A 12,866-nucleotide genomic window follows, 5' to 3' on the forward strand; every position below is an offset into this window, starting at 1 on the left:
GATCTCCGCGGGCCCGCGACGCCTGGCACGCACTCTCGCCGCGGGCTGATCCACGAAGATCCGCCGGACAGTCCCTGGGGGAAGCTCGCCGCGCCGCCCTCGTGGGCGCGCGAGCGGTCTCACGCCGCGCCCAGATGAACACGGCCGGACGGGCCCGTCCCGGTGGGTCCGGGGGTTTCTAGGTGTTCACTCAGATCCCGCCGCCACGGCCCGCCGGGCGGGCGGGAAGCGCTTCTCCTTGGGTCCAGCGGCGGACGTCGGCGGTGCCCCGGCACAGGTGGGCGCCCGCCGCGTCCGCGACCTGACGAAGGCCGAAGGGGCCAGCATGATCGACACCGATTTGTGGATTCGGCGGTACTTCCCGAGTGCGGAGGCGAAGGTCCAGTTGGTCTGCCTGCCCCACGCAGGCGGTTCGGCCTCCTTCTACCGGCCGGTCGCGCAGGCACTGCGCCCCCGGGTCGAAGTCCTGGCCGTGCAGTACCCGGGCCGTCAGGACAGGCGCCACGAGGCGCTGATCGACGATCTGGGCACGCTGGCGGACCGGGTGGCCGAGGCCGTCACCGAGGCCGTCGACCGCCCCTTCGCGTTCTTCGGGCACAGCATGGGCTCGACGCTCGCGTTCGAGGTCACCCGGCGTCTGGAAGCGCGGGGAACCTTCCCGCTGCGCCTGTTCGCCTCGGCCAGGCGGGCCCCTTCGGCGCACCGGGACGAGCAGGTGCACCTGCGTGACGACGACGGGCTGATCTCGGACGTGCGCGCGCTCAGCGGTACGAGCCAGCAGGTCTTCGGCGACGAGGAGCTGCTGCGGATGGTGCTGCCCGCCATCCGGGGCGACTACCGCGCGGCGGAGACCTACCGGTACACGCCCGGCCCCCGGCTGCGCTGCCCGGTCACCGCGCTGACCGGCGACAGCGACCCCAAGGCGACGGTCGAGGAGGTCGCGGCCTGGAGCGGGCACACGGACGGCGGTTTCGACCTGAGGACGTACTCCGGGGGCCACTTCTATCTGCTCGACCACACCGCGGAGGTCCTGCGGCTGATCGGTGATCAGCTCGCGGAGCCGGCCCTGCGATGACGGAGGAGTCATGACAACACGGCACGTCGCGATCTTCATGTTCCCGGGCTACGGGCATGTGAACCCGACGCTGGAGATCAGCCGCTGCCTCATCTCGCTGGGCCACCGGGTCACCTATGTCGTGGACGAGAAGTTCGCCGACCGGGTGGCCGCCGTCGGCGCCGGGGCGGTCCGCTACACCTCGCGGCGCAGCCGGCTCGGTGAGGGGACCGTGACCGGTGAGGACATCGGGGCGCTGGGCCTGACATTCCTGCGGGAGTCGATGGACGTGATCCTGCCGCGGGCCCTTGAGGCGCTCGCGGACGACGTCCCCGACCTGATCCTGTACGACCTCGAAAGCTTCTTCGCTGCGCGTACGGCGGCGCAGCGGTGGGACTGTCCCACCGTGCAGCTGTTCCCGTACGTCGCCGCCAACGAGCACTACGCGCTGTCGCACGAGGTCTTCGACGGGACGAGCGAGAGCCTCCAGACGTGCCTGGATCTCCTGATGGAGCACCTGGCCGCCGAGGAGGCCGATCCGGAGACCGCGGCGGCGTTCCTGGCCAACTTCGACTCCCGCAACGTGGTGCTGCTGCCGAGGTCGTTCCAGCCGCACGGTGAGACGTTCGACGACCGCTACACCTTCACCGGGCACAGCCTCCCGGCCGACCGGCCGGGCACCGGCTCCTGGCAGCGCCCTTCGGGGGACGGCCCGGTGGCCCTGATCACGCTGGGCACCGAGGTGAACGACCGGCCGGGCTTCTTCACGGACTGTGTGGAGGCCTTCGACGGGAGCGACTGGCACCTCGTCATGGCGGTCGGGCCCGGCAACCTGCCGGCCGGCCGGGCCGCCGCCCGGGGCGCGGCGAACGTCGAGATGCACGAGTGGCTGGCGTTCAACACCGTCCTCCCGCACGCGTCGGCCGTGGTGTGCCATGCCGGCATCAGCACGATGCTGGAGGCGATCTCCTTCGGCAAACCCCTGGTGGTCATCACGTACACCCCCGAGGACCGGGTCAACGGCCGGTGCACCGAGGAACTCGGTGTGGGGGTCGCGTTGCCCGGCCACGAACTGACGCCCGAGCGCCTGCGCGAAGCGGTGGAGACCGTCGCGCACTCCGACCGCATCCGCCGGCAGGTCGCCCGGATGCGCACCGAGATGCTGGCGGCGGGCGGCCCGGCCCGGGCCGCCCGGCTCATCGACGGCTGGCTCGCCGAGCCGGTCGCGGCGGCCCGGCGGCCCGCCCCGGTACCCGAATTCCAGGACGCCGATACGTGAAAGACGTACGCCGTCGAAACCGTACAAGCGAATAGCGCCTCAAAATCCCCCCACCCATCAATTGTCCAGACCGAACACTGGAGCATCCGTGACGGAGCTTGTTGAACTGGGTGGCGAACTCAAGGTCTACACGCAAAGCCCCCTCGAAGCGCAATACATGTATGATGAAATCTTCCAGCAGGGCTGCTACGACGGTCTGGATCTCGGTGACGCCCCCACAGTTCTCGACGCCGGCGGCAACATCGGAATGTTCGCCCTGTACATCAAGAGCAGATATCCGGACGCGGAAGTCCACTCGTTCGAGCCGATGCCGAACAACATCGCGCTCTTCCGGAAGAACGTCGAACTGCACGGCCTCAGCGATGTGACCCTGCACGAGACCGCGCTCGGCAGCGCCCCGGAGGCGGGCGTCGAATTTTCGTTCTTCCCGCTGCTCCCGGCGAACTCGACCCGCTACCCGGAGATCAAGGAAGGGCCGAAGGCCCAGATGGCCGAGCAGCACGGGGACCTGGCCGAGGAGTTCTACACCGCGGAGAAGGTGACCGTCGACGTCGAACGGATCGCCGCGTTCTTCCCCGAGGACCGGGAGATCGCGCTCCTCAAAGTGGACGTGGAGGGCGCCGAACCCGATGTGCTGCTCGGCGTCGACGACGCCCAGTGGCCTCGCGTCCGCCGGGTGATCGCCGAGGTCTGCGACCTGGACGGCCAGTTGGAGCGGGTCTGCGAGATCCTGCGCGGCCACGGCTTCGAGGTCACGCCGGAGCGGGCGCCGCTCACCGAGGCGGCGGACCAGTACTACATGGTCCGGGCCGTACGCGCCTGAGCCGAAGGCACGAGCCCGGCCCCACGGGCCACAACGGCATCGCCCGGCCGCATTGCTGCGGCCGGGCGATGCCGTGCTCCCGGGGGCCGGAATCTCAGCTCCCCAGCGGCCAGTCGATCTCGGGCGTCAGGTAGTAGTTGACCCGCGCCTCACGCAGCCGCGGTCCCTGCGCCGCGAGACGCGGCTCGAACTTCTTCCAGTCGTGCGAGGACGCCTTCGCCCAGCCGACCTCGGCGACCGACAGAAGCCGCGGGAAGGCCAGGTTCTCCATCTGGTTGATGCCGAAGACGGTCTCGGTGAAGATCGTCGACTCGACCCCGCCCACTGCGGACGCCGGCAGCCCTTCGAGCTGGCCCTCCGGGTCCCAGTCGTAGGAGCCCTCCACCGACGTCGGACCGGCCCACGTCTGGCCCACCGGGTACTCGGGGTAGGTCTCCGTGTACTTCTGGTCGAGGTAGGTGTACATCGCCGGCGCCATGATGACCTTGCTGCCCGCCTTGGCGGAGGCGATGATCTGGTCCTCGTTGATGCCGGGGACCCAGAACTCCGTCAGCGAGTCCTTCGCGGGAAGCGAACCGGCCGCCTCCATCCAGCCCATCGGCTTCTTGCCGTGCTTCTCCACCGTCTTCGCGATCTTGGCGAAGTAGGTGTCCAGCTGCTCCTTGGTGCGCCCGAACGTCTCGTCGCCACCGACGGCGAAGTACGGGCTCGGGCTGAGCGCCGCGACCTCGCCGATGACGTCGTCCATGAACTCATAGGTCGTCGGGTTGTCCAGGCACAGCACGCCCTCGTCGCTCTTGGGGTAGCCGAGGTAGGGCTCGATCGGCTTGCCGTCACAGGTGAGCTCGGGATACGAGGCCAGGGCCGCGTGGGTGTGGTCGGGGCCGTTGATCTCGGGAATTATCGTGACGCCGCGCGCCTGCGCGTACCGCACGATCTCCTTGTAGTCCTCCTGGGTGTAGAAGCCCCCGCCCTCGCCGCCCGCACCGGACTCGGCACCGACCTTGGTCAGCTCCGGCCAGGACTTGATCTCGATGCGCCAGCCCTGGTCGTCCGTCAGGTGCAGACGCACGTAGTTGACCTTGTAGCGGGCGACCGTGTCGATGTACTTCTCGACGTCGGGCTTCGGCAGGAAGTGCCGGCCCACGTCGATCATCGCGCCCCGGTAGGCGTAGCGCGGCGCGTCGTCGATGGTGCCGCCCTGGACCCGCCACGGGCCGGGCATCTGCTGCTTGCGCTCCACCTTCACCGGCAGCAGCTGGCGCAGCGTGGCCACGCCGTTGAAGAGGCCCGAGCGGTCGTCGGCCTCGATGGTGATGGTGTTGCGGCTGATGTCGAGCCGGTACCCCTCCTTCTTGGTCACCGCGTTCTTGCCGCCGAGCGACAGCACGATGCCGCGCGGCTTCGCCCCGGCGGGCACATCGCGCACCTTCAGCGGATAGCCGGTGGGAACCCGCAGCAGGCCGGCGAGGAAGTTCGCGGCGTCCTTCGCGTCGGACGAGTTCCGCGTCGCGTAGATCGCGTCGCTCTGCTTCAGGTCGAAGGCGACGCCGTTGGCGGTCCGGATGCTGACCGGCTGGGGCACCACCGAGGTGAGCGGAACGGCCCCCTTCACGGTCGAGACCGCCGGGTTGGGGCTGCTTGCCGAGACCGCCGCGCTGGACAGTGTCACCGTCAGCGCCATCACGACCCCGGTGACGGACATTCTCATGCCCCGGCTGCGCCAGGGGCTCGATGGACTTGCACTCACTCTCATCTGCAACCGTGTTTCCCGTCTAAGTGGCTTGGCGTCCCGATTCCCAACGAGGTTCAAGCTTTGGTCAACATCGGCTAGCGGAACCCCTAGTGTTCGCGGCCGCCCGCCGGAACCACCGCTAGAAGAGTCCCTACGGATCCCGTGCGGCCCCCCTCCCGGCGCCCCGTTCCCCGTACCGTCGGCCGTCACAAAGGTCCGCCTCCGGGACGAACCGGATAGCGCACGAGTCAGACCCGACCAGGACTGCACCGATATCCGGCCATGCGCTCCTAGGCTGCTGAGCGCTCGCCGATACACACAAATCGGGGAAGGTGTGGCGGACATGTTCCATGCGGAGACCAGCACGAGGAGCGATTTTCCACAGACGGCGGGGGAAATGTCCGTCACTGCGCGAAGACCGCTCCATGCCGTCGACGGACTGCTCGACGCCGAATCATCCCTGTTCACGGCGGAGATCCGGAGCGACGAATACAGCGCCGTGGTCCTCTCGATGTTCGAACGCTCGGGAGTCGGTCTCGCGATACTCGATCCGACCCTGCGGATACGTTCCGTCAACAACGCCTTCAGCACCCAGTGCGGACGCTATCCGGACGATATCTGCGACCGGAGTTTCGCCGAGTTCCTCCACCCGAGCGTGCGGCAGTACGTGCTGCGCCAGTTCGGCCGGCTCGTCCAGGAGCACCACGCCCCGGTCGTCAGCCGCTCCATCGCCATGTGGTTCCACGACACCGCGGTCTCCGGCAAGCTCGCCGCCTTCCCGGTGCGGGACGACAGCGGCCGGGTCAAGATGATCATGGCGCAGTTCACCCCGGAGGAGCCGGCCGACGACCGCCAGGAACTCGTCGGGTCGCAGCGGAAGCTGACCGCCCTCACCGCGAAGGTCCTGGAGGGGGTCGCGGCCGGGGACCCGACCGTGCGCCTGGCGGCCAAGCTCTTCCTCAGCCGCCAGGGCGTCGAGTACCACGTGAGCATCCTGCTGCGGCAGTTCAAGGTGCCCAACCGCACCGCGCTCGCGGCGAAGGCGTACTCGATGGGCATGTTCAGCATCGGCTGCTGGCCGCCCAGGATCCTCCCCGAGTACATCCGCCCGGACCGCCAGGGAACCGACCGCGCGCCCCGGGGCTCCCGGCAGGACAGCGGCGACTGACCGGGGCCGGACGGACCCGCACCCGCTGTACGAACCCGTATCCGAGGGTGGCCCCGCGCCTGACGTCACCTGCGCGCGGCCACCCTCTCCACGTAGTCCGCGGCGAGCACCGGCCCGTCGACGGCCCGCATCGCCCGGCTCAGCCCGCCGACCCGCTCACGGGTGTGCCCGTCCCGCACGATGCGGTCCACCTCCGCGCGCACCCGCTCCCCGGTCGCCTCGGCCTGCGGCACGTGCACGCCGAGCCCCAGCTCCTGGAGCCGGTCGGCGACGAGCCGCTGCTCGGGCATGTGCGGCACCGCGACCACCGGCGTCCCGAAGTACATCGCCTCCATCACGCTGTTCATCCCGGCATGCGACACGAACGCGTCCGCGTGCTCCAGCACGGACAGCTGAGGCACCCAGCGGTGCAGTTCGACGTTGTCCGGCACCGTGGGCAGGTCCTCGTCCTCGGCCAGCGCGCCCGCCGAGACGACCACCTGCCAGTCGCTGTCCGCGAAGGCCTCGGCCCAGGTGCGCAGCGCGTCCTTCTGGTGGTCGAAGCTGAAGCTGCCCATCGACACCAGCAGCACCGGACGGCCGTCGCCCGGCGGCTTCCAGGTGGTGTCGTGGGCCCGGTCGCCGAGACAGGCGCCGACGAAGGCGAACCGGTCGTCGAAGGTCTCGGCGGCGGGCTGGAACCGCCGCGGCAGGAACACCAGGTTCGCGTCGTCGGCCGCCGCGTTGAACTCCTCCAGGGTGACGTCCCCGAGGCCGTGATCACCCAGCAGCTTGCCCTGCTTCACGAAGAAGTCGATGAGCGCGGGGTGCTCCCGGTCGATCTCGTCCGCGTACAGCGCGCCGATCTGCTGCGTCAGCGAGTAGTGCTCGTTGGAGGCGAAGGTCGCGAACAGCTCGATGGCGGGCCGCTGCCACTTGCGGGCCAGCACCCGGCCGGCGGCGAAGGTGCTGACGTCGTACAGCAGCACGTCCGGAAGGTCGTCGCCGAACCCGGCCTCGTACACCGGAACGGTGGCGATGGCCTCGTCGATCGAGCGCACCGGCTCGCGCACCAGGTAGTCCGCGTCCACCCGGTCGGGCAGCTTGCGCGAGGCGAGCCAGGACTCGTACTCCAGCACCTTCGCGCCGGCCGCGGCGGCCAGCGGCGCGAAGCGCGCGTTGGTCGCGAAGGTCACGCGGTGGCCGCGGCGCACCAGTTCCGAGACGACGGGGAGCGTCGTGTTGATGTGTCCGAACGCGGGAAACGGCAGAAACGCCACGTGGTACGACGACATGGGCAGCAGCTTGCCAGCGGCGGCGCCGGTGGCCGCCCGCACCGGCCCAACACTGGGCCTTTCACCAGTCCGTTGCTGCAGTTCGCCGTGGAGTTCGGGAGAACACCTGGTGTCCTGCCGCCGGTGTGGTTCCGCGCGCGGGCTCCGTGCTCCCGTGGGTCCGATGACCCGTTCCTGAGAAGAGAGCGAGATGCCGTGATCCACCCAGCAGATTACGCCGACACACGGGAGCTCCACCAGCGCCGGCCCAGCCCCGGCCTGGACGTCTTCTCCCGGGGCTGGCCCGACCAGGCTCCCGACACGGTCTGCGGCTGGGGCTCCAGCGAGCCGCACACCCAGCTGGTCCGCAAGGGACTGCGCACCATCATCGAGTCGTACGACGTGAAGACGCTCAACGACGCCGGCTGCGGCGATCTGGCGTGGATGAGCACGATGGACCTCGACGACGTCGACTACATCGGCTACGACGTCCACGAGCGGGCCACCTGGCCCGAGCTGAGGCAGCGCGGCTACCGGCTGGAGGTCGTGGACATCGCGTCGACCGTGCTGCGCCGGGCCGATCTGCTGGTCTGCCGGGATGTGTTCATCCACCTGCCGAACGACATGATCCTGCCCGCGCTGGAGCGGTTCCGCGGCTCCTGCCGGTACCTGCTCACCACGAGCTACGCCAGCGATCCCGTCCCGGAGCAGGGCGCCTTCTCCAACTACGCGCGGGTCTGCGAGCCGAGCCTGCGGCACGCGAAGCTCGATCTGACGCTGGCCCCGTTCTCCCTCGGAGAGCCGCTGGAGATCATCCCCGAGAACTCCCCCAACAAGTACCTCGGGCTGTGGGACCTGACCCGTTAGCCGCTCAGCCGAAGGAACAGGAAAGTCATGGCAAGCCCTCTGGACCTCGCCCACTCGCCCTGCCCCAACGACACGTTCGTCTTCCACGCGTGGACGGCCGGGCTGCTGCCCGGGGTGCCCTCCCCCGAGGTCACCATCGCCGACATCGACGTCACCAACGGCATGGCGGCCAGGGGCGAGCTGGACGTACTGAAGATCTCGTACGGGGCGCTGCCCCACGTCCTGGACCGGTACGCGCTGCTGCCCTGCGGCGGCGCGCTCGGTCACGGCTGCGGGCCGCTGCTGCTCACCCGTACCGCCTGCGAACCGGCGGACCTCGCCGGGCGCGTCGTGGCGATCCCCACCGAGCGCTCCACCGCCTACCTGCTGTTCCGGCTCTGGGCCCGAGAGGCCCTGCCGGGGCAGGAGGTGCGCACCGTGGTGATGCCGTTCGAGCGGATCATGCCGGCTGTCAGGGACGGTGAGGTGGACGCGGGCCTGGTGATCCACGAGGCCCGCTTCACATACGACACGTACGGTCTGCACCGCCTCGTCGATCTCGGCGAGGCCTGGGAGGAACGGACCGGGCTCCCCATCCCGCTCGGCGCGATCGTCGCCCGGCGCGATCTGGGCCCCGAGCGGCTCACGGCCATCACCGAGGCCGTCCGCGCGTCCGTCCGGCACGCCTGGGCCGACCCGGGGGCGTCACGGGACCATGTGCGCTCGCACGCGCAGGAGATCGCGCCCGAGGTGCAGAAGCAGCACATCGAGCTGTACGTCAACGAGTACACCGAGGACCTCGGTGCGGACGGTCTCGCCGCGGTCCGGGTCCTGCTGGACCGGGCCGTGGAGGCGGGGGCGGTCCCCGCGTTCCCGCCCGGCGCGCTGGACCCCGTCGGTTCCGCGCGGTGACGGAGGAGCAGCCCCGGGCCTTCCCCCGGGGCTGCTCCTCCGCCGGCGTCAGAGCGTGGCCGCGGCGGTGGCAGCGGGCGTGGCCGCGGCGGTGGCACGGGCGGCCATGACGGCCTCCAGGCGGTCGGCGACCGCGGCGGCCCCCGGTGCCGTACGCACCCCCCGGCTCAGCTCCGCCACCCGGCCGCGCACCTCGTCGTCACCGGCGATGGCCTCGACGGCGGAGAGCAGGGTGCCGGCGTCGAGATCACCGGGGCTGATCGACCGGCCGACGCCGAGGTCGACGACCTGCCGCGCGATCGCCACCTGGTCCTGCTGCTGGGGCACCACCACCACCGGGACGCCCTGGTGGAACGCCTCCATCAGGCTTCCCGTGCCGCCCTGGCAGACGAACGCGGTGGCGTGTTCCAGCACCGCCAGGTGCGGGAGCCACGACCAGGCCTCGACATTGGGCGGCAGCGGCCCGAGGTCCGACGGGTCCATGCCGCTGCCGAGGGTCATCACGAGGTGCCACGGCGTGCCGGCGAAGGCTTCGGCGCAGCGCCGGAAGAAGTCGGGGCGGCAGTTGACCGAGGTGCCGAGCGAGACCAGCAGCACCGGCGGGGCGCCGGGCGGGGGCGACCACTCTCCCGCGAAGTCCGCCGCGCGCAGGCAGGGGCCGGCGAAGAGGTAGTCGTCGCCGAACGTCTCCCCCTTGATCTGGAACTCCTTGGCCACGAACGAGATGTTGACCGCGGTGTCGTCGCCGCCGGCCATCCGGTCGGCGAACAGGCCGGCGACGCCGGCCGCCTCGACGCGTGCGGTCAGCTCGGCCGCCAGGTCGAGCAGCAGCGGGTCGCCCGGGTCCACCGGGGCGTGCGCGGGGTCGGCCTCGGTCCCGTTCTGCGGCACCTGTTCGTTGGTGCCGAAGCCGGCGTAGGTGCGCACCATCGGCACCCCGTACCGCCGGCTCACCGCTGCCGCCGTGTCGGAGGCGAGCGCGTCGTGCACGACCAGGTGGGGCGGGTCGTCGGCCGCGGCCGCCAGCGCCACCTCCAGAGGGGCGTAGCTCTCCCTGAGGAAGGCCACGAGCATCGTCGTCGCGGTCTCGAAGGAGGTGATCGTCTGCGGGAAGTCGGAGGCGTAGGACACGACGCGCGCTCCGGTGGCCTCGACGGCGGCCGCGTACCGTTCGGAGACCACGTAGGTGACGCGGTGGCCGCGCCGCACGAGTTCCTCGACCATGCCGAGGGTCGCCTTGAGGTGCCCGTACGAGGGGAAGCCCAGCCACAGCACGTGGCGTCCGGGCGGTCCGGGCTGGGTGGGGACGGTGCTGTCCAGGGGGCCGTTGGGTCTGGCGGGGGTCATGAGTGCTCCTCGTCCCGGGCCGGTCCGAGCCGGCCGCGGGCAGCTGTTTCGAAGATGCCGGCCCGGCCCAGGACCGATTCGAGCAACGAGGCCTGGCGGACGGCGTCGGCGGCGTGCGGGGCGCGCGCCGCCGGGTCGGTGCAGGCCTCGGCGAAGGCGGAGACCGCGCGCAGGAACTGGTCGGCGGCCGGCAGGGTCAGCTGCTCGGTGTGCTGTCCCCGGCTCACCCGCAGCCGGGGCTGTTTGTCGGGGGGCGGGGTGAAGGCCCAGTCGACCTCGATCCGCCCTTCGCTGCCCCAGAGCGCGTAGGTGTTGCGGTAGGCGTGGTCCAGGCCGAAGTCGCACTGGGCGGTGAGGCCGGCGCCGTCGGCGAGCAGCACCGATCCGGCCATGTCGCAGCCGTCCTTCTCCTCGAACCCGAGCCGGGCGCCGAGGACCTCGATGCCGTCGCCGAGGAAGAGCTGGGCGGCCCGGACCGGGTAGCAGCCGGTCTCCCGGAGCGCTCCGCCGTCCAGTGCGCGGCTGTAGCGGATGAGTCCGCGGTCGGCTCGCGGGATACCGAAGGAGGCGGTGAGGACGCGGGGGGTGCCGATGGCGCCCTCGGCGACGAGGTCGCGGACCCGCTGGTGCTGGGTGTGGTGGAGGAAGGCGAAGTTCTCCATGAAGGCCAGACCGCGTTCCCGCGCGGTCCTGGCCAGGTCTTCCGCGGCCTCGGCGCTCGCGGTGAGCGACTTCTCCACCAGGACGTGCTTGCCGGCCCGCAGGGCGGCGTGCGCCCACTGTTCGTGCAGCGCGTTGGGCAGCGGGATGTAGACGGCGCGGATGTCCTCGCGGGCGAGCAGCCGCTCGTAGCCGGTCACCGCCTCGCAGCCGAAGCGGTCGGCGAACGTACGCGCCTTGTCGGCGGTGCGGCTGGCGACCGCCACCAGCCGCAGCCGGGGGCAGCCGAGGATGGCCGGGATGGTGCGGCGCCAGGCGATGTCGGCGGCGCCCAGGACTCCGATGCCCGTCGGTTCGGTGTCAGACACGGCCTCTCCCGCGGACGGGGCCGGGGGCGGTCGGAAAGGTGTGTGGCGTTGGCTCCATGGTGTCCCTCTTCCTGCGGACCGCAGCGGTGCGCGAGACCGGCCGGCTCAGCGGTGCTTGGCGACGAACTCGCGGATGGAGGCGACCATGTAGTCGGTCATCTCGGCGGTGATGCCGGGGTACACGCCGATCCAGAACGTGCGCTCCATGATGATGTCGCTGTTCTCGAGACCGCCGCTGATCCGGTGCTCCACGTCGAGGTACGCGGGGTGGCGCACGAGGTTGCCGGCGAACAGCAGCCGGGTGCCGATGCGGCGGGCGTTGAGGAAGTCGACCAGTTCGGCGCGGCTGAAGGGGGCGTCCTCGGTGAGGGTGAGGACGAAGGCGAACCAGCTCGGGTCGCTGCCGGGGGTGGCCTCGGGCAGCAGCAGGCCGGGCACCCCTTCGAGCCCGTCGCGCAGCCGCTTCCAGTTGCGCTTGCGGGCGGCGGTGAAGTCGTCGACCCTGCTGAGCTGGCTCAGGCCCAGGGCGGCCTGGAGGTCGGTCGACTTCAGGTTGTAACCGATGTGCGAGAAGATGTACTTGTGGTCGTAGCCGTGCGGCAGATCACCCATCTGGTACGTGAAGCGCTTGAGGCACTTGTTGTCCTCGCCCGGCTCGCACCAGCAGTCGCGCCCCCAGTCGCGCATCGACTCGGTGATCCGGGCCAGCTCCACACTGTTGGAGAGCACGCATCCGCCCTCGCCCATCGCGAGGTGGTGGGCCGGGTAGAAGCTGACGGTGGCGTAGTCCCCGAATGTGCCGGTCTTGCGTCCCTGGTACGTCGACATCAGGGCGTCACAGTTGTCCTCGACGAGGAACAGCCCCCGGTCCTCGGCCAGTTGGGCTATCTCGGTGGCCTCGAAGGGGTTGCCGAGGGTGTGCGCCATCATGATGGCCCTGGTGCGCGGGCCGATCGCTGCCTCGACCCGTTCCAGCGTCGTGTTGTACGTGCCGAGGTCCACGTCGACGAAGACCGGCACGAGACCGCACTGCACGATGGGGTTGACGGTGGTCGGCCAGCCGGCGGCGACGGTGATCACCTCGTCGCCGGGGCGCAGCCGGCGGTCCTCCAGCTCCGGCACGGTGAGCGAGGCCAGCGCCAGCAGGTTGGCGGACGAGCCCGAGTTCGTCAGGTGGGCCTTGCGGACGCCAACCGCCTTGGCGAACTTCCGCTCGAAGCGCAGCGCGGTGGCGCCGGAGGCGATCCGCATCTGGAGCGCGTGCTCCACCAGCGTGGCGCGGTCGTCCTCGTCGAGAACCGCGCCGGCCGGAAGGATCGGGGTGACTCCCGGGACGAATTCCTGCCCGGAGGCCTCCTGGTCCCGGTGGTACTTGCGGGTCAGCTCGATGATGGACTGCACGTCGGCGTCGTTCATGGATG

The 12,866-nt window shown here is 70.5% G+C and carries 11 protein-coding genes; 6 read left to right on the top strand and 5 right to left on the bottom strand.

Annotated elements, in window-relative coordinates:
• Window positions 1–325 precede the first annotated feature (325 nt).
• From P8A18_RS33595 to P8A18_RS33605, 3 genes are all read left to right on the top strand, one after another.
• Window positions 326–1,075 carry a thioesterase II family protein gene (locus P8A18_RS33595; protein ID WP_306061509.1) on the top strand — a complete coding sequence of 250 codons (750 nt, stop codon included), beginning with the start codon at window positions 326–328 and terminating at the stop codon, window positions 1,073–1,075.
• Between the two features lie 10 nt (window positions 1,076–1,085).
• Window positions 1,086–2,333, top strand: coding sequence for a macrolide family glycosyltransferase (locus P8A18_RS33600; protein WP_306061511.1), 1,248 nt, complete (start codon window positions 1,086–1,088; stop codon window positions 2,331–2,333).
• 157 nt (window positions 2,334–2,490) lie between these two features.
• Complete coding sequence (locus P8A18_RS33605; protein WP_306061513.1) at window positions 2,491–3,156, top strand: FkbM family methyltransferase; 666 nt, start codon at window positions 2,491–2,493, stop codon at window positions 3,154–3,156.
• Window positions 3,157–3,250: 94 nt separating this feature from the next.
• Here P8A18_RS33605 and P8A18_RS33610 read toward each other — a convergent pair whose 3' ends face one another.
• The gene (locus P8A18_RS33610; RefSeq protein WP_306061515.1) at window positions 3,251–4,867 is read right to left on the bottom strand and encodes a beta-N-acetylhexosaminidase; all 1,617 of its coding nucleotides are present in this window, start codon (window positions 4,865–4,867) and stop codon (window positions 3,251–3,253) included.
• Window positions 4,868–5,288: 421 nt separating this feature from the next.
• Here P8A18_RS33610 and P8A18_RS33615 point away from each other — a divergent pair, with 421 nt between their 5' ends.
• Entirely contained in the window at window positions 5,289–6,059 is a 771-nt protein-coding gene (locus tag P8A18_RS33615; RefSeq protein ID WP_018554963.1) for a helix-turn-helix transcriptional regulator, read from the top strand.
• Between the two features lie 65 nt (window positions 6,060–6,124).
• Here P8A18_RS33615 and P8A18_RS33620 read toward each other — a convergent pair whose 3' ends face one another.
• Window positions 6,125–7,333 carry a macrolide family glycosyltransferase gene (locus P8A18_RS33620; protein ID WP_306061518.1) on the bottom strand — a complete coding sequence of 403 codons (1,209 nt, stop codon included), beginning with the start codon at window positions 7,331–7,333 and terminating at the stop codon, window positions 6,125–6,127.
• Window positions 7,334–7,528: 195 nt separating this feature from the next.
• Between P8A18_RS33620 and P8A18_RS33625 the strand changes: the two genes are divergently transcribed.
• Window positions 7,529–8,179, top strand: a complete 651-nt coding sequence (locus tag P8A18_RS33625) for a class I SAM-dependent methyltransferase (RefSeq protein ID WP_306061520.1) — start codon at window positions 7,529–7,531, stop codon at window positions 8,177–8,179.
• Window positions 8,180–8,206: 27 nt separating this feature from the next.
• Window positions 8,207–9,070 carry a 1,4-dihydroxy-6-naphtoate synthase gene (locus tag P8A18_RS33630; RefSeq protein ID WP_306061521.1) on the top strand — a complete coding sequence of 288 codons (864 nt, stop codon included), beginning with the start codon at window positions 8,207–8,209 and terminating at the stop codon, window positions 9,068–9,070.
• Window positions 9,071–9,118: 48 nt separating this feature from the next.
• On the opposite strand, the gene P8A18_RS33635 is transcribed toward P8A18_RS33630, so the two are convergent.
• The 3 genes from P8A18_RS33635 to rfbH form a co-directional block, all read right to left on the bottom strand.
• Window positions 9,119–10,417: a macrolide family glycosyltransferase gene (locus P8A18_RS33635; RefSeq protein WP_306061523.1), complete on the bottom strand. Its 1,299-nt coding sequence runs from the start codon at window positions 10,415–10,417 to the stop codon at window positions 9,119–9,121.
• On the bottom strand, window positions 10,414–11,445 hold the full coding sequence (locus P8A18_RS33640) for a Gfo/Idh/MocA family protein (protein ID WP_306061525.1): 1,032 nt from the start codon (window positions 11,443–11,445) through the stop codon (window positions 10,414–10,416). Before P8A18_RS33640 ends, P8A18_RS33635 begins: the two co-directional genes overlap by 4 nt.
• A 105-nt stretch (window positions 11,446–11,550) precedes the next feature.
• Window positions 11,551–12,861, bottom strand: coding sequence for a lipopolysaccharide biosynthesis protein RfbH (gene rfbH / locus P8A18_RS33645; protein WP_306061527.1), 1,311 nt, complete (start codon window positions 12,859–12,861; stop codon window positions 11,551–11,553).
• Window positions 12,862–12,866 lie beyond the last annotated feature (5 nt).

The sequence above is a fragment of the Streptomyces sp. Mut1 genome, assembly GCF_030719295.1.
Taxonomy (GTDB): domain Bacteria; phylum Actinomycetota; class Actinomycetes; order Streptomycetales; family Streptomycetaceae; genus Streptomyces; species Streptomyces castrisilvae.

Coding starts and splice junctions, on each gene's coding strand:
- P8A18_RS33630 (WP_306061521.1), top strand. CDS start 8,207: ATGGCAAGCCCTCTGGACCTCGCCCACTCGCCCTGCCCCAACGACACG.
- P8A18_RS33605 (WP_306061513.1), top strand. CDS start 2,491: ATGTATGATGAAATCTTCCAGCAGGGCTGCTACGACGGTCTGGATCTC.
- P8A18_RS33600 (WP_306061511.1), top strand. CDS start 1,086: ATGACAACACGGCACGTCGCGATCTTCATGTTCCCGGGCTACGGGCAT.
- rfbH (WP_306061527.1), bottom strand. CDS start 12,861: ATGAACGACGCCGACGTGCAGTCCATCATCGAGCTGACCCGCAAGTAC.
- P8A18_RS33615 (WP_018554963.1), top strand. CDS start 5,289: ATGTCCGTCACTGCGCGAAGACCGCTCCATGCCGTCGACGGACTGCTC.
- P8A18_RS33620 (WP_306061518.1), bottom strand. CDS start 7,333: ATGTCGTCGTACCACGTGGCGTTTCTGCCGTTTCCCGCGTTCGGACAC.
- P8A18_RS33635 (WP_306061523.1), bottom strand. CDS start 10,417: ATGACCCCCGCCAGACCCAACGGCCCCCTGGACAGCACCGTCCCCACC.
- P8A18_RS33595 (WP_306061509.1), top strand. CDS start 326: ATGATCGACACCGATTTGTGGATTCGGCGGTACTTCCCGAGTGCGGAG.
- P8A18_RS33610 (WP_306061515.1), bottom strand. CDS start 4,867: ATGAGAATGTCCGTCACCGGGGTCGTGATGGCGCTGACGGTGACACTG.